Here is a 16,772-nt window from a genome sequence, read left to right as displayed (position 1 = left end):
GTTACTCCTGATTTGCAGGAAAACACACAAGACCCGTCCCGCCGAGCGCGCCGGTGCAAAATTCCAGACCAACCGTAAGTTGCCCCAAGGTGGTCGCAATTTTTTGTGCTGTCGAAACTTCACCCGTCAGCGCACAGAAGTGGAAGGATCGCTCAGCGAGGTGCTCAGAGACCGCGGGAAGCGCAATCGCTGTATAAGTTTCCACATTCTCGGAGGCGCGTCCATCGACGACGATCAAGGAAAGCGGTGCAAGCCCCTCCAGTTCGGTGCATGCGGGGAAAAAACAGCTCTGCTGGTTCATTTCTACCTTGGCAAGAGGGCCTGAGATCACCTTGGTTTGCTCTGACAGCCCCAACAATGCAAGGCGTGCCCGCAAATGCGGCGCGTCCTCTTTCTCTTCGACGAGGCAGGTCAGGTGGATCTCTGGCGTGTCTTTCGCGAGTGCGGTCAAAATCAGCGCAGTATCCGGGGCGCCGATAAAAAGGCAATCGCCACTGGCTGATTGCAACAACTCGCTGATGGACCAAAGTTGCAGGGCTGAGAGATGATCTGCACGACAGATTGCTTGTGCGCTCAGTAGTGTGGGGTGGCGCGCGATTAGCAGTTGCGCTGCCTTCTCGCTCCAGATGTCGGTCGAGAGCGGGGCAGCAGAATGCGTGGCTGTGGTGTCTGGCTGGTGCATGGAAACGGATTCCTCAACCTTGGCATTGGTAAAAAGGGGAAGGGGTGGTTTTGCAAAAACTTGGTTTGAGTTTTGCAGCTGGATCTTTGACGTGATCGCATTCACCTTTGGGGTGCTGTTGTGCAACGACAGGTGATTGCTGGACGTATACCGATAGGCCGGTGTGGGGATGAATTCGTAGTTGCGCGTCTGATCCAGAATAGGAAGCGCCAAGGCCACATCGCATGCGCCTTGAAACCAATTTCCTTCCTGATCTTTATAGTAGCTTTCGGGGATGTTCTTCAGCAAAGCGGCGCGGAAACTGAAGAAATGGCTGGTGCTCCATCTCTGCTTGCGCGGAGAGAGCTCCGGATCCAGCGCCGCGTTCATGCCGCGATGCCCGTTATCCGTAAAATAATTGGTCCAAACCACGTCTTTGCCGGCACCGTATCTTTGCGCCAGTTTGTCCAAGATAGTCATATCTGCAAGCTGGTCGTCGGCATCCAAAATCCCGATGAATTCGGCCTCACCCGCTCGCGGTCTCAAGTGTTTCCAGATGTTATGAGACTTCCCAATGCGCGTTTCATTGCGGATATACGCATGCCGACCTGGAAAGAGCTCTTTCAGGTAATGCTGCGCGATATCGCCTGTTTGGTCTTCCGATGCGTCGTTGACGTAGAGAATGAAGACATCATCCATAGTCTGACGTGACACACTCCTGATGGCTTCTGCCGCGAACATCTCACAGTTTCGCGCCGGCATAAAAATCAGGCAGCTTGAGTTGTCTGATAGGGTCGAATCTAGCACGGTTTCCTCCGCCATTCCGTTAGGGGAAGGCTGAACGTCGGTTGGTATGGAATACCTGTTCGATGGCATCCATGATTGGGTCCGTTTGGATGCTAGAAGAGAAAAATTAACAAAATATTCCTTAAATTGATCTAAATAGCCATAGAGACAGGTGCCGGAACTCCGAGCGCGGAGAGCGAACTTCTTGGGGGAATTTAATCAAGGGGCGTTTCTACGTGGCACCCGTTGCGATAGTCGAACAAGATTGGGTGTGCATTGCCGGGGCGTATCCCCACACCCTCTTGTTTTGCGAGCAAACGCGTTGCGCGTATGACGCCAGAGTGGCAGACGAGCACTGGAAGACTGTCGACGGCAATTGAGCAAACTTCGGTGATTGCGGCATGGACGCGTAGGACCATGTCTCGCCAGCCTTCTCCGTCCTTGGGGGTGCGATCCCGTGGTGGAAGCTCCGAGAGCGGCTGGCCTTCGAATATGCCCCAATCTCGTTCATGCAGACCGGAAATGACCGTCGACTTTGAAGTTGGGAAACCAAGATGCGCTGTTTCGCACGCGCGTTCCATTGGGCTGCAAAAAACCGTGATAGGCTCTGGCCAATGGGTTTGAGTTAATGCGCGCGCTTGGTTGCGCCCCTGTTCTGTCAGCGAGACGTTGAGCCGCCCGGCGATGATGGCGTCACGGTTGGCGGTGGTTTCACCATGTCGGATCAAACATAGGCTGCGCGGAGGCAGGGGCGGGAGGTTCTTCATTATAAGTCCAACGTGTCATGCATAAAAACCTGTGCCCCAAACCCTGCTTCCACCAGGTAGTCCTCTGGCATCGTGCAGAATGCAGGTGCAAATCGCTTTGCACCAAGGCGGTGTATCATAGCGATTTGATCTGAAAGGGGGGGGTGGACGTTCCAGCGGCGGAAGTACCCGCCTTCAACAGCCTCGATCCCACGTGCGTGGGCCGTCATATGGCCTGTGAAAATCACATGTGCATCACGTCCCAAGCGACCGCTCTCACGCCAGGCACGTACATATGCCCAGGCGGCTCCGCCATCTGCGTTGGGGGTGTCACATATCAGAAAACGCGCTTCATCCAGAGGACCTCGGTCCAGCAGCGGCGCGATTTCACCTGCGCTGGGCGCAACTCCGCCCGAGGTCAATGCGGCGCGTAGGGCGTGGCAACATTCCGGGTCAAGCAGAACAGCTGTGGGTCCAAAGCGGCGCATGAGGTGCAGAGCAAGCTCACCCGCGCGGCCCGAGGGAGGCACGGGGAATAAGATCTGACCGGGCAGAGTGTCGATCAGCGCATCAAGATCCTCGAGACGTCGGGACTGCGGCACGTCGCTGAGATGATATGAGCAGTCGATGATGGCGGTGGCAGCTTGCGGCGGTGGGTCAAATGCGAACCAATCGCTCTCTTCCGACCAATCGCCGGAGTAGAACAGGCCCTCTCCAAGATCAAAGTGGAACCAGACGCCGCCAAGCGCGTGGCCGTTGCGGCCAGTGGTCAGGCGGATGCCATCGATCAGGGTTGCCCCGCGTTCTGGCAGTTCCCTCACCTGTGCTGAGGGGGGCAGGGCCTGTGATGTGCGGCGTGTGGCGTAGATCGGCAAGCCCGCCTCGACTGCGTAAGCCGCACCGCCGATGTGGTCGATATGGTCGTGGGTCACAAAGACCGCATCGACCCCGTCGAGCCACTTGGGATCGAAATTGGCGTTGGCCTCAGGGCCGAAGCCACAATCCAACAGCCAGCGGTGACGCCCGGTATCAAGGCGCATGGCGGCAGGGCCCTTGTCTCCGATGCCGGAGAGAACGGTAATGGTGCTCATGAGTTGGATCCTGTCAGGCGGCGGCAAAGGCCCAAGGCGCGCTAAGCGCAAGGCCAATTTGGTCGCCGGGTTGGAGGCGTGTGGCGGATTGCGTGACCAGCGCGTCTCCACTCGCTGCGGTGAGATCGAGGCGATAGCGACCGCCAAGGTAGGTGACGCGGTCGACACGGGCGCGGATATCACCGGTTTCCGTAATGCGCAGGTTTTCCGGGCGCAGGCAGGCGAGAGCTGGGTGCTCTGCGTCCGTTTCCACCTGCAGGCGCGTGCCGAGCAACGTGGCCTCTGCACCTGCGTCACTATGGGCCGCACCGGTCAATGGTACCACTGCGCCTTCGCCGATGAACTCGGCAACAAATCGGCTGCGCGGGCGGGCATAGAGTGCTTCGGGCGTATCAAGTTGTACGATCACACCTTGGTTCATCACCGCGATGCGGTCGGCCATGGCCATTGCCTCGGCCTGATCATGGGTGACATAGACCATAGTGGCACTGGTCCGACGGTGAAAGTCGCTGAACACCTCTTGCATGGATGCACGCAAAGCCACGTCGAGATTTGCGAGTGGCTCGTCCAGCAGGACGGCCGTTGGATCAGAAACGAGGCACCGGGCCAACGCCACCCGCTGACGCTGCCCGCCAGAGAGATCAGAAGGCATGCGGTCCCCATAGGGGGTGAGTTCCGTGGCACTAAGCGCGGCGTCGATACGGGCGTCGCGATCTGCTTTGGACAGTTTGCGGATTTCCAGCGGATACCCCACATTGCGGCGCACATTCATATGAGGCCAGAGCGCATAGGACTGGAACACAAAGCCAACATTGCGATCCTCGGGTGGCACGTTGAGGCGGCTGGCGGCATTGGCAACCTCGCGTTGGCCAATGTGGATGCGGCCTTCTGTTGGTTGCTCGAAACCCGCCAAAAGACGCAGCAGGGTCGACTTGCCACAGCCTGACGGGCCAAGCAGCGCCAGAAATTCGCCATCGCGCACGGTGGTGGAGACGGATTTGAGCGCGGCAGCATCACCGAAATGCTTGGCCACATGGGACAGGGTCAGCTCTGCCATGGCACTACTCCTTTGGGCAGGCGGCGGGAGGTTGCTTGGATCACCGCCATCAGGAACATCACGACAAAGACGATGGTCATGGCGACGGCGGAGGCCATCACCGTCTCGCCGCTGTCGTCGAGATTGAAGATCACCACACCGAGCGTCTCTGTGCCCGATGACCACAAGAGGGCAGACACGGTCAGTTCGTTGAACGCGGTGAGGAAAACGAGGATCGCCCCCGCCGCCGCGGAAGGTGCGGACAGCGGCAGGATAATGTCCTTGAGCCGTCGTGACAGCGATGCCCCAACCGATTGCGCGGCCTCATCCATGGCGGGGTCAAGCTGCCGCAAACTCGATTGGACGGGGCGGAACATGACCGCAAAGAAGCGCGCCAGATAGGCAAGGAAAATGATCCAGATGGTGCCGTAGAGTGTGAGCTCAGTGAAAGGCAGATTGATCAACAACAAGATCATCGCGATCGCCAGTACCACGCCGGGCAGGGCATATGGCAGGTCTAACAGGCTATCAAAGACCCGGCCCAGCGGCGTCTTGTGGCGATCCATCAGCCACGCAAGCGGCAGGCAAAGCGCCATCAGTAGCACTGCCGCACTCACCGAGAGCACAAAGGAATTGAGGAAGGCTCGCCGTGTGACGGGCTGACGGAAAAGCGCCTCATGCCAGCCATCAAGCGAGATGGTATCGAACCTGAGCGGCACACCATACGCAGGCACCAGAGACGTCGCCAGCAGTCCGGCCATAGGCAGTACCAAAATGGCAGCAATCACGGCCCAAAGCACGATTTCAACGGGCAGTCTGGCGCGCCCCAACGGGATCGAAAGAGGGCGGCCAGTGCTGCCCACCAGATGCACGCGTTGGCGCTGTTGGAAAAATCGTTGCAGCAAGATGCCGCAGATGGCGACCACGCCAATCAGGATCGCAAGCACCGCAACTTCGGCCAGAACAGTCGTGCCCATGCCTGCAAGTCGTTGATAAATCAGCGTTGGCAGGGTGGCATAACCAGCGGGGATGCCCAGCATGGCAGGAATGCCGAAATTTCCCAATGCAGTCACAAACGTGATCGCGATGCCGGCCAAGAGGCTCGGCAGGGTCAACGGCAATACGATTTGCCCCCAGATACGCAGACCGCTTGCGCCAGAGATGCGAGCCGCTTCGACAACTTCCTGAGGGATCGCGCGCAGACCGGCGCGCAGGGTGAGGAAAATGATCGATGTGTGCTGAATGCCCAAGAGCAGGATGATGCCCCCGGCAGAGTATAAAGGCTGCGGTGCGCCAAGCGGTGGCGCAAGGCCGAGGGTCTTCAGGAATACTGACGAAGGCCCCATGATCTGCGTCCAGGACAGGGCTGTGATCTGCGGCGGGATCATCATCGGTATCATCAGGCAAAAGACCAGCGCGCCCTTACGGCGCAGATCCGTGAGCGCCACGAGAAAGGCGAAAGTGCCGCCGATCAATACCGAAATCACTGTACCGAGACCTGCCGTGATCAGCGAATGGCGCAGGGCAGAGAGGGTCGCAGGTTTGGCAAGAACCTCGGTAAAGAACCCGAGATTGAGGTTGCCCCCTGCTGTGATGCCTTCAAAAAACAGCCGTGCGACGGGTGCGAGTGTGATCAGCACCGCCACGGCAAGAATGAGCGACAGCAGCCGGCCCTCGGACCGGCTGCTGCTGGAGTTTGTGGCGACGAGGCTCATTCCGCGCCAAAAAGCTCTGCAAATTTCGCTTTGTTGGCATCGGCATCTGCCAGCGCCTGAGCGGGATCGAAGGACATCAGCTTGATATCTGCACGCGCCGGGAAACCTGCGGGAACATCCATGTCATTGCGGGCCGGAATATAGCCCATGTCCAGAACCAGATCCTGACCCTTTTGGGACAGCACGAAATCAACGAATTTCTGCGCAGCATCCACGTTTTTGGCGCTTTCAAGGATTGCAACCGGCTCAGTCACATATGAGACGCCCTCTTTGGGGAACACAAACTCAACCGGAGAGCCGTCAGCCTTGTTACGGATGGCGAGGAAATCGACAACGACACCGTAGGGTTTCTCACCCGAGGCGACGGCCTTGAATGTCCCGCCGTTGCCACCTTGGGCGCGAGCGTCGTTGGTGGCGAGGTCGGTGTAGTAATCCCAGCCCAGGTCCTTGTCACCGGTCAGGGTGGCGAGGTGAATAAGGGCAGCACCGGAGTAAAGCGGCGAAGGCATGGCGATCTGACCCTTCAGCGCCGGATCGGCGAGATCGGCCCAGGAGCTTGGCTGCATCTCGGCGCCAGTGTTGTACACGATGCCAGTGGTGATCAACTTGGTCGAATAGTAATAGCCATCCGCCGAATAAAGTGCGGGATCGTAGGAGGCGGCTTCGGGGGAGTTATAGGCCTGCAACTGACCGTTCTGGGCCATGCCCTCAAGGGTTACGGTGTCTGCGATCAGCAGAACGTCAGGCTGCGGGTTCCCAGCTTCGATCTCGGCCATAAGGCGCGCCATCAGTTTGGTGGTGCCGTCGCGAACCCACTCCACCTCGATGTCGGGGTTGGCCTCCATAAAGGCATCGACGGTCATTTGCGCATCGGCATTCGGTTGCGATGTATAGAGGGTCAGCGTCTCGGCAAAGGAGGCCGAGGCGGTCAGAGCGAGAAGGGCAGCGGGCAGAAGGGGTTTCATCCGGGATCTCCGTTTGGCTTTCGTTCGAAAGTTATGACGCCGCCCGTATCGCCTGAGTCTGAAACGGTTTTGTGACAGTTTCCTAAATCTAATATTATCTTGCCCGGCCATGTTCGTAGTTGTTACTGCTGACGCGTTGAAGTTCACTTTCAAAGGAAAGCGAATGCGAAGAGGCGAGCTAAACCGGCGTCGTGATGCGATCATCAGGCTGCTGTGCGAGCAAGGCGAAATGTCCGCGACGGATCTGGCCACGCGGCTGGGGGTATCGGTTCAGACCATCCGAACCGATTTGCGAGAGCTTGATGAGGCCGCACTTGTTCAGCGCCGCCACGGCAATGCCCGGCTTCGGCAACAGTCTGAGAACATTGGCTATGCGCCCAGAATGTCTGTTGCGCGCAGCGAGAAACAGCAAATCGCCATTGCGGTTAAATCGCTTGTTGGCGACGGCAGCCGCGTGGCGCTGGGCACTGGTACGACAGTCGAAGCCTGTGCGCGGATTTTGGCGGCCACCTGTAAGGATTTGTTCGTTGCAACCAACAACATCCATGCGGTGATTGCCATGCAAGGCGCCGAGGGAGCCTCGGTATCACTTGCCGGAGGAGCGGTGCGATTGCGGGATCTGGATTTGATCGGAACCGCGAGCCGGGATTTCTTTGCTGACTATCTGGTCGACATTGCGATTTTCAGCTGTGGAGGCATCTCTCTGGCCGGCGAGGTTTTGGACTACAACACCGATGAGATTGCAGCACGGGTGGCGGTTGCAGGCTGTGCTGTGCGCAAGGTTCTGGTGGTGGATCAGGCCAAACTGGGCCGAGAGTTGCCCTGCCGTAAGCATGTGCTTTGGGACTACGATGTGGTGGTGTCGGCGGCTGCGTTTTCCAAAGAGCTATTGGACAAATGTGCGGATGCGGGGTGTGAGGTTATTCAGGTGAACGCGCTCCACGCAGCCCATCTTGCATAAGGCCGCAGTATACTGGAAACCACGCAGACTGTTCAAATTTGAACTAAATTAATGGAAATATTTATAATCTTTTCAATTTTTTAGAGGCGTATTTGTTAGGGTTTCGTCAATACCTATGACCCACCTTCTGAGGTAACTTCGGTGTGAGGATCTCACTGCAGCCGGAGTGTTTCTGTTCAGTAGGATGGTCTCATGACAAGTGTATCTCTCAAGGCTGTCGCGGCAGCCGCGTTAACGATTTCCCTTTCCGCATGTGGTGACAATGTGCGCACCGACTACCATGAATTCAGCAGTGTGAGCACACGGCTTAATGTAGACAATGACTTGTCTGGTCTGACCCGTGTTGCAATCGCGCCCGATCAAGAACAAAGCATGAACGTATTTCTGACTGGCTATAGCTGGTGGGATAATACGCCGCGTGGATCTGCTCAGATTGCCCGGCCTGTGATTCACCGCACCGCTGGTGGTGTCGGAACCTATGAGGACCCTATCACGCTTGCTGTCGGCCACAAGAAAACAGGCGGGCGTAGCGTGATGGACTACCGACCCGGAACGCGTTTCTACATCGAGAAACTGCAGAAATACGCAATCGTCGAGGATATGTGCGGCGACGGTCCGCGCCCTCAGGATGGGCCCTGTCACACCGGGCATCGCGGGCATGACTGGATCGACATCTATGTCGGTGGTCGCCGTATGGATGAGGCTTCGGTCGATGCCTGCATGCGTCATATTACGGGCATTCAATCCGTGGTCCTGAACCCACGTCCGGGATACCCGGTAACGCCGGGTGAAATCGCTACAACCGGATGCCGCACCTTCTGATATGGTGCGTAGCCTCGCGCGTCAGCCGGAGGTTTCCAGTTGATGCGCGATTGCTTGCAAGATGATGCTGTTGGTATTGAGGTCGGTGTAGTCTCGTGTGGGGCGCCCTGATTTCACAAATATGCTTGAGGAAAAGCCGTTCTCTGTCTTGGCGGTGTTGCGGACGTATTCGCGCAAAGTGTCCGAATAGGAATGGGGCTGCATTGCCGACCAAAGATAGGCGGCTTTGCTGCTCACCGCGAGATATTCATCCCGGAACTCTGGCGTGCGATATTCGGGTTCGCTGCCAACCGTATCCATCGCCCATGTGCGGGTCTCGGCATCCAGTTGCAGCCCCTGATAGAGGAACCACGGGCTGGTATCGATCGGCCCTTCGGAGACGCAGATCAAGCGGCCGGTTTCGCGAAAGTCCTCAAGCTGGGTGGTGAACAATACATCCGCAAGATAAGCGCTCTGGCGCGACATGCCCAACTCCAGCCCTTCCAACAGCAGCGGCTCGGCTCCGATTGGGCCAATCCGTGCCACCGCTTCGAGCAGGGCCATCTGTCCGTCGGGTTCAGATTTCCTCGCATAGACCTCGTAGGGGGAGCGGGCGGCATGGCCCCAGCGCCGAAAGGCCAACGCCGAGTAATGCGCGCTGTGTGAGATGTAAGAGCTATGTAGCTCACCTTCGGTTACAGAGTGGATTTCGCCGTCGATGATAATCTTATCGAGGTCGTATGATCCAACCAGCTCCACCAACTGTTCGCCAAAACCACTATGGCGGCGCAGATTGTCGAGTGAAGCGAGGAGGCGCCCTGCATCGCTGCCGTCAAAGTTCTTATTGCCCCAACGCGCGCGGTCGGTGCGAATCCAGCCTTGCGGCAGGCGACGGTCTTGCGAGACGCGGCCAGCGATATTGGGTAGAATCTTCTTAATCGCGGTCTCAAAACCTTTTTCGTCGAGCAGGCCAATTTGTTTTGCCGCAACAAGCCCGTTAATTTGACTGCCGACATCCCACATGGTGACGGCTTCATGCAGCCTCCCACCTGGAGACGAGTCTACCGTTGAAGGGCAAAGACCCGTTTTAGGATGTGTGAACCGCTCCAGATAACGCCATGCTGCCCGTGCATCTTCCATTAGCTCCGCACGTTGTTGGTCTGGCAGCTTCTCGCGCTGAGAGATCAGCTCTGGCTGCGCGGCCGCAACACGGCGATAGCGATATGGCAGCGGCCCGTTTGGGACCAGACGCTTAATTTGGCGGGTAAGCGTCGTGAACTGCGTGACAGGTGCGCGAAGGGTGTTGATGAGTTGCCGTTCCAGCAATGTGAGGGTGACGTCATCGGTGAAATCACAGTCACGCAAGACGATCACCATATCCTGCAGCCCTGCAAAGTCGGTTTGTAGGCTTTCGGCGGTGATGGGGCGGGTCAAATCGCGACGGCGGAGCGTTAAAACGCCGTCTTCGCCGATGCCACGCCGCGCCGTGTCTCTCCCGTTCAGGCGAACCGCGATACCGGCGCTCAGGGGGCGGGTGGTACTGATGGTGGGAGTGCCATTGGCGGAAACTACTGTGATCTCAATTGTGTGCGGCTGAGGGTTTGCATCAGCTTCGGACGTTGGCATCTCGGTCGGCACCCAGATCGCCAGTTCGTTTTCAGGGGCTGCGTCCACGCCTGTCGAATAGGGTAATTTGAGCCGGTCCAGAAGGTTAGCGAGGGCCGATGGAGTATCAGACGGAGTCTCACTCGCCCCCTCCATAAGGTGGAGGCAAAGATTGCGTTTGAAATCATAAGCATCGCGCAACTGCAGGTCAGACACAGGTAACAGCGAGGCGCTGCCGTCAACCTCTTGCTGCACGAGGCTTTCGGCAAATTGCGCTGCCGCTGCTGTCAGATCTTCGACCGAGAAATCTGAGAACGCATTGGCAGACAGGTAGGCCACGTTCTGTGTCGGCGTGCGCGCGTCAGCTGCGGGCGTGACTGGGTTGGTCAAGTCCACAAGCGTGCCGCCAAACAGCCGCGCAACACCGTTTTCCCATGTTTCAGAAACGACGGCTGCGGTTTTCTGAGGGAGGCTCAGAATATTGAAGACCCCGGCCGAGCGCACCGCCGTGGGGGAGGCGGGGCGCGTCACATCGTGACAGGCCAGGGTCTGAACTCGGATGGGGATTCCGAGTGTTCTTTCTACCGGGTTCAACATTTCACGAAGCGCGTTGAGCACGTTATGTGCAGCGCGCGCCTGAAAATGTTGGGATAGGGTTGCCAAATCGGCCTGAAACGGTGCCACCTCAATGCCGCTGCCACCCAGTAGATATCCCGCGAGTACACGCGCTACAGGATGTTGGGGTGACAGCACCTGACCTTCGGCATCGAATGGTGAGACCACACAGGTCACAGGGATATTGCGCTCCCACAGGGTATCAAGCACGGCAATCAGATGTGGCACGGAGGTTGACGCGTCTATTCCCGTGATCACCGGATAGGTTTGCGGAGTCACTGCGCCGATAAAATCAACGGCAAAGGTTTTTACCGGGATCAACGCAGCGCCGACACCGAGAGCTTTGAGGAAGGTTCTGCGTTTCATGTGCCGCTCGTCGCCAAACTATAGTCGCGCCCCAGCCGTTTTTGAGTGCCCCAGCTGAACAGACGGCCGGTGAGTGCACGCAGGATGGCGCGAATGACGGAATAGTAAAGGATCGGGCGGTAAAACACCCGCTGGACCGGGAACAGCAACAGCGACCACATGCTTTCGTCTTTGTCCCGTGCAAGGGCAAAGGCCGCGATCAGGAACTCGAGTGCAGGCAATGTGAGATAGGCCAGAAGATACTGCATATCCTGCGAACTGGCGGCGCTGTCATCCCAGCCACCGCTGACCAAACGGTATAGCAAAAGCGCGACAAAGAGATCAGCAATCGGAGCAAGCAGTGGGAAGAGGTAGCCAAAGATAAACATGTCAGGAATGGAGATAAGCCCGACAGAGCGTCCCTCGAACACTGCTTTCTTGTGTTTCCATGCGCTTTGGAACATGCCAAAGGACCAACGCAGACGTTGTTTTAAAAGTTGCCCGATACGCTCGGGGACCTCGGTATAGCCGCGCGCATTTGCCTCGTAGATAATGCGGTAGCCGGCTCGATTGACCTGAATGGTCAAATCGGTGTCTTCGGTCATGGTTTCGTCGCTGAAGTGCCCCGTTTTGCGAAGCGCAGCCACACGCCATGCACCCAAGGCACCCGGTACCACGAGCATGCCGTTGATGAGGTCGAAAGCTTTGCGTTCGACGTTTTGCGCCGTGGTATATTCGAGTGCCTGCAGGCGAGTCAGCAGATTGACTTTGTTACCCGCCATGATTTTGCCCGCAACCGCGCCGATCTTGGGGTTGTCAAAATGTCTGACCATATGACTGATCGCACTCTTCTCGACCTGAGTATCCGCATCAATACAGACCACGATATCGGCTGAAGTATTGAGGAGGGCACGGTTCAAGGCGCTCCATTTGCCCTGATTGGGCTGCGAGATAACGCGCACTTCTTGGTTGTGCGAGAATGCAAAGACTTCGTTCAACGTGTTGTCGCTGGACCCATCATCCACAACGATGATCTCAATGTTCTTGTAGTCGCTCGCCCGCACACTTTGGATGCAGCTGCGGATCACTTTTTCCTCGTTATGTGCGGGGATGATCACCGCAACCTTAGGATTGGTGAGAGAAACGGTGCGATGACCCCGCCAGTTGAGCAGAGCAAGAAGCAAGATGGCGAGCGAGCGGATCACGCCGATTGCCAGTGCGAACCAGAAGAGTGTCACGATGGCATCCTGTCCCCATGCAACCAAAGAGAACGAGACACGGTCAAAGGTTTGATAGCCGCCTTCGGCAACCGGCATCAGTGAGGCGCGGGTGCTGCCGGCCAGGTCAGCAACGGTTGTGAATTCATAGCCCAAGGCGCCAAGCTCTGAGATAATCAAACGTGTCGCTTCCACCGATGCAGTCCGATCTTCACCGCCGTCGTGCAACAGGATGACGTTGCCAGCGCCGCGTTCGACTTCTTTGATCGCAAAGTCGGCGATCTCGCGGCCACTCCAGCCCGTCCAGTCGTGGGGCACGACGTCCATGCCCACAACCTGCATGCCGCGATCCCACGCGATTTCCAGCGCTGCGACACGATCCGCGGTGACCGGGCCACCGCTGCGTTGAAACGGTTCACGATAGAGCGTCATCTGACGACCCGCGGCACCCGCCACGACCTTGTCCAGCATGGAATATTCAAGCGTTGCGCGGGTTTTGGACACCTGATCCATGCGCGGATGGGAGAAGGTATGCGCGCCGATTTCGTGCCCTTCGTCGATCATGCGGTTCAAGATCGCAGGCGCGCCCATGACACTTCTGCCAGTCACAAAGAATGTTGCAGGCGTCTGGGTCTCTTTCAGGATGTCGAGGATCTGTTCGGAGAAAACCGGATGCGGGCCGTCATCAAAAGTGAGCACCACCTTGCGACCTGCGGGTTTGCCATAACGCTCAAGCGAATAGGGGCGAGGAAGCAGATCGTAGGTTTGCCCGACTACGCGCCCGGTTTCTGTGTCAAAGTTCAATTGACGGATGCCGGGGGACTGACGGTGGGTTAGTCGCAACAGCGCCCCTTCGCCAGAATAATTGACGTAGTTGTCGAGCTTTACCAGGGCCAGTTCTGCGCTCAGTGTCTGCGTGCTGAAGTTGCGATTGCGTAGCACGGTCCAGATGCCGGGATCTTCGAGGCCCAGCGACCAAATCCCGCTGTTCGTGATGCCAAGATCGCGCAAGATCGCCATCTGATTGATGAGGCTTGCTGAATCCTGCATCCAAATCTTGCGGCTGCGCCCCTCAGCATCGCGGTAGGACGCAAGGCTGCCAGAGGTTTTGGCACTGAACCGCACTTTCGTCCCGGCATCTGCGATACGTTCCATGGCGGCTGCATAAGGCAGCACGTCGGGCAAAGGCTTGCCAGAAGTCCATTCCACCGCAAAATTCCCAAGCGCTACGACGAGCTTGTCTTTGCCAATCTGCTCTGCCGCGGATTTTGCGGTTTCTTCAAACCAAACATCGGCGGCGAGCGGTGACGGGGCGGTGCCAACCCATGGATCGAGGAAGAGCTTCAGGATCACTTTATCAAAAAGCGCGGTGGTCTCCTTTGACTTCCACGCGGATGATGTGCCGCTCAGAACGATGCAGGAGGCCATGCCTTCGGCCTTCAATCCTGAACTCAGTGTCTGAAAGAAAGGCTGAAGCGCCGGAAGGTCAGAGGTTTCCAGACGGGGAATGCTGAGGCACGCACCTTGCGGGTAGAGCGGACGCAGATGTTCTATCACCTGTGCGGTGGTGCGCTGGGCGATAGCTTTGCTGCTGATTGCGCTGATGAAGGCGGCTTTGTCCTCGCCGGTATCCAGCTCAATCTTGGGCATCAGGTCGGGCGCATTGCCGGACTTGCTGAGGTACTCCATGACGGGCGCGCGACTTTCCTCTGTTTCCATCGAGACTTTGGCACCACTGGCCGTTGCCTCGATGCGAAGCCAGTCGGGAACAAGGACGCCCAATTGATTGCAGCTCTCGGTCAGGGACAACTGACCCCAATCATTATCAGATGGGATATGGCCATAGACCACGGGCGCGGCAGGGCCTGCCATGGCCGCAAAAAATGGCTGACTGGGGGCCTCGCAGGAGGGTTTTGGAGGCAAAACGGGCATCAATGATGCCAGACGTATATCGTCGGTCTGTGTCACGGGAGCTGTTGCAGGCAGCGCAAGCACTTGCTGTTCAGACCAGCTTCCTGTGATTTCATCCCAAGCGGTCTGCCAAGAAAACGTGCCGTTCAGAAACAGATAAAGCCACGCCATCAAACAGAGCATGCTGAGGGCCACGATGGCACGCACACGACGAAAGCGCAGCCTGCGCGGGTCATCAAAAACCTTATGCGCATCCGCCTTTACGGCGAGCTTTTCGTAATGGAATGCAAAGCGGCTCACTCTGAAGCCCCTTTGATGCCAAACGGCACTATGCTGGCAGGCGACAAGCCACAGCTTGCCGCAATCACTTTAAGCGCAATTGCTGACACGGTTCCCCACAACCCGACTAGTTGCCCTGCAACGCCACTGGCCGCATCGCGACAGGAGTCCCCACCCCCGTTCCGCAGCAGCTGCAAAGCTGTTTGTTTGATGTCAGCAGCTTCTCGCTGACCTCTAACAATGTCAAAATTCAGTTAAGCTTGAGCCGAATTTAGCTCAAATTAGCACCAATTCACAGGAACAATCACCTCATATTGGTGTGATTGTCCTCAGAGTTGATGTGTTCTGACCTTTTGTTCATTCGATCCTGCACGAACGAATCGAATTTCAACCTCTTGCGCACCCATTGTCTTCAGCTGCGGGGTCAGGCAGTCTCGGCAACAGAGCGTCGTTGATTGCGGGTCGGACGCCAATGGGATGAGAGATGCACTATATCAATATTTCCGATCTCGCAGATCGAGACTGGCGCTTTCTGGAACCCTACAACACCTCGCCTGAACTGACTTGGGACATGCACTACGGGCGTCCCCGCAACATGTTGGAGCAGCGCATCACGCGCCCAGCTCTGGGGCGGTATCGGGCCTGCCTGTCTGCAGTGCGGGCTGCGCGCCAAAGAAAAAGCGCGGTGCTGGTGTCGCATTTGCCGAACGTGACACTGGCGACAGCGGCCATGGCGCGTGTGATCGCTCCGAACTGCCCTCATATCGCTTTTGCTTTCAACTACACCCATTTGCCCACGGGCCGCCGCCTTGATCTGTCGCGCAGCCATTTCAAGGCTGTGCAGGAGTTCACGGTCTTTTCGCGGTATGAAGTCCGGCTCTACGCTGAGCTGTTTGATTTGCCGTCTGAACGCTTCACTTTCTTGCCGTGGGCGATGGAGGTGCCTGAGGTTGCGGAAGATCAACCAAGGCCGTTTGAGCGCCCCTATCTTTGTGCCATCGGCGGGGAGGGGCGGGATTACCGCGTCCTCGCCGACGCGATGCGTATGGCGCCAGAGTTACGCTTGGCGATCGTGGCGCGTCCTGCCAGCGTCGAAGGCATTTCATTTCCCGACAATGTGAAGATCTTCACCAACTTGCCTGCTCCTGTAACATGGGCAATTGCCAAACAGTCCTGCGGGATGGCGATCGCCTTGCGCTCAGATCGTACCCCCAATGGGCATGTGACGATGGTAGGTGCGCAAAGGCTTGGCGTGCCTTTGGTGGTCACTTGTTCAGTGGGGGTGGCGGATTATGTCGATGCGCAGACGGCCTTGATGGTGCAACCGCAGGAGGCCGCTGATATGGCGCAGGCCTTGCGTGCAATCGCGGACGACCCTGTTGGCGCGCAAGAAAGAGCAGCGCGCGCCCGCGCTAACGCGGAACGTGAATGCGATCCTCGTGTTTGGTTGCGCTACTTTGTCGATCTGGATGCGCGCTTCAAATCACTGGTTTGAATGGCAACAGGTGGCTCAGCTCGGACGGCCGACGCCCTTGATGTCGCCTGTGGTCAGCACCGGGGCAGCATCCATATCGTCCGCATTAAGCATCGCGGCCACGCGTTCGAGCGAGGCAAGCAGCTGAGCCTGCTCCCAGTCTTTCAACTGTTCGAAGGCGCGCACATAGCGCTGCTGCAGCGCGTCCGGTGCCGCTTTGACGGCCTCGCGCCCCGCTGGTTCCAGCACGACATTGGTTTGTCGACGATCCGCCTCGGAGCGCATGCGTGTCGCCATCCCGCGTGAGACGATTTTATCGACAAGAGCAGTCACCGTAGCTTGAGCCACACCCATGGTCTGCGCCAGCTCTTTAGGGGTGGCGCTGCCCCCGCTGGTTGCAAGCAATTGCAACACGCGCAACTGCGCTGGCGTCAGACCCGAGGCCTGCGCCAGATTGCGGGAATAAAGCTCCGTTGCACGCAGAATACGTCTGAGCGCAATCAGGCTTTCGTCAGTTCTGTTACGCGGGCGGTCATTCATAGCGCTCTAAAGTGTCACGGATGG

At 57.6% G+C, this 16,772-nt stretch carries 12 protein-coding genes; 3 read left to right on the top strand and 9 right to left on the bottom strand.

What is annotated here, in order from left to right; translation table 11 throughout:
• Window position 1: 1 nt before the first annotated feature.
• The 6 genes from K529_RS10710 to K529_RS10685 form a co-directional block, all read right to left on the bottom strand.
• Window positions 2-1,468, bottom strand: a complete 1,467-nt coding sequence (locus tag K529_RS10710; RefSeq protein WP_040642312.1) for a glycosyltransferase family 2 protein — start codon at window positions 1,466-1,468, stop codon at window positions 2-4.
• A gap of 194 nt (window positions 1,469-1,662) precedes the next feature.
• The gene (locus K529_RS10705; protein WP_005620935.1) at window positions 1,663-2,214 is read right to left on the bottom strand and encodes a histidine phosphatase family protein; all 552 of its coding nucleotides are present in this window, start codon (window positions 2,212-2,214) and stop codon (window positions 1,663-1,665) included.
• Window positions 2,214-3,284 carry an MBL fold metallo-hydrolase gene (locus K529_RS10700; RefSeq protein ID WP_005620937.1) on the bottom strand — a complete coding sequence of 357 codons (1,071 nt, stop codon included), beginning with the start codon at window positions 3,282-3,284 and terminating at the stop codon, window positions 2,214-2,216. The genes K529_RS10705 and K529_RS10700 overlap by 1 nt, the downstream gene beginning before the upstream one ends.
• 13 nt (window positions 3,285-3,297) lie before the next feature.
• Window positions 3,298-4,341, bottom strand: coding sequence for an ABC transporter ATP-binding protein (locus K529_RS10695; protein WP_005620938.1), 1,044 nt, complete (start codon window positions 4,339-4,341; stop codon window positions 3,298-3,300).
• The gene (locus K529_RS10690; protein ID WP_005620941.1) at window positions 4,329-6,035 is read right to left on the bottom strand and encodes an ABC transporter permease; all 1,707 of its coding nucleotides are present in this window, start codon (window positions 6,033-6,035) and stop codon (window positions 4,329-4,331) included. Before K529_RS10690 ends, K529_RS10695 begins: the two co-directional genes overlap by 13 nt.
• Window positions 6,032-7,000, bottom strand: a complete 969-nt coding sequence (locus K529_RS10685; RefSeq protein ID WP_005620943.1) for an ABC transporter substrate-binding protein — start codon at window positions 6,998-7,000, stop codon at window positions 6,032-6,034. Before K529_RS10685 ends, K529_RS10690 begins: the two co-directional genes overlap by 4 nt.
• Window positions 7,001-7,163: 163 nt before the next feature.
• On the opposite strand from K529_RS10685, the gene K529_RS10680 reads away from it, so the two are divergent.
• Together K529_RS10680 and K529_RS10675 are read left to right on the top strand one after the other, a co-directional pair.
• On the top strand, window positions 7,164-7,961 hold the full coding sequence (locus tag K529_RS10680) for a DeoR/GlpR family DNA-binding transcription regulator (RefSeq protein WP_005620945.1): 798 nt from the start codon (window positions 7,164-7,166) through the stop codon (window positions 7,959-7,961).
• Window positions 7,962-8,153: 192 nt separating this feature from the next.
• Window positions 8,154-8,783, top strand: coding sequence for a hypothetical protein (locus K529_RS10675; RefSeq protein WP_005620948.1), 630 nt, complete (start codon window positions 8,154-8,156; stop codon window positions 8,781-8,783).
• Window positions 8,784-8,804: 21 nt separating this feature from the next.
• Here K529_RS10675 and K529_RS10670 read toward each other — a convergent pair whose 3' ends face one another.
• Together K529_RS10670 and K529_RS10665 are read right to left on the bottom strand one after the other, a co-directional pair.
• Complete coding sequence (locus K529_RS10670; protein WP_005620950.1) at window positions 8,805-11,348, bottom strand: DUF3131 domain-containing protein; 2,544 nt, start codon at window positions 11,346-11,348, stop codon at window positions 8,805-8,807.
• A complete protein-coding gene (locus K529_RS10665) occupies window positions 11,345-14,755 on the bottom strand; it encodes a glycosyltransferase (protein WP_005620952.1) in 3,411 nt (1,136 codons plus the stop codon). Before K529_RS10665 ends, K529_RS10670 begins: the two co-directional genes overlap by 4 nt.
• Window positions 14,756-15,218: 463 nt before the next feature.
• Between K529_RS10665 and K529_RS10660 the strand changes: the two genes are divergently transcribed.
• Window positions 15,219-16,229, top strand: a complete 1,011-nt coding sequence (locus tag K529_RS10660; protein ID WP_005620954.1) for a glycosyltransferase family protein — start codon at window positions 15,219-15,221, stop codon at window positions 16,227-16,229.
• A gap of 15 nt (window positions 16,230-16,244) precedes the next feature.
• Here K529_RS10660 and K529_RS10655 read toward each other — a convergent pair whose 3' ends face one another.
• Entirely contained in the window at window positions 16,245-16,748 is a 504-nt protein-coding gene (locus K529_RS10655; protein WP_005620956.1) for a MarR family winged helix-turn-helix transcriptional regulator, read from the bottom strand.
• Window positions 16,749-16,772 lie beyond the last annotated feature (24 nt).

The sequence above is a fragment of the Tritonibacter mobilis F1926 genome (assembly GCF_000376545.2).
GTDB lineage: Bacteria > Pseudomonadota > Alphaproteobacteria > Rhodobacterales > Rhodobacteraceae > Epibacterium > Epibacterium mobile.
The sequence above is the reverse complement of the archived record's forward strand: the minus strand, read 5'-3'. Positions and strand labels throughout refer to the sequence as shown.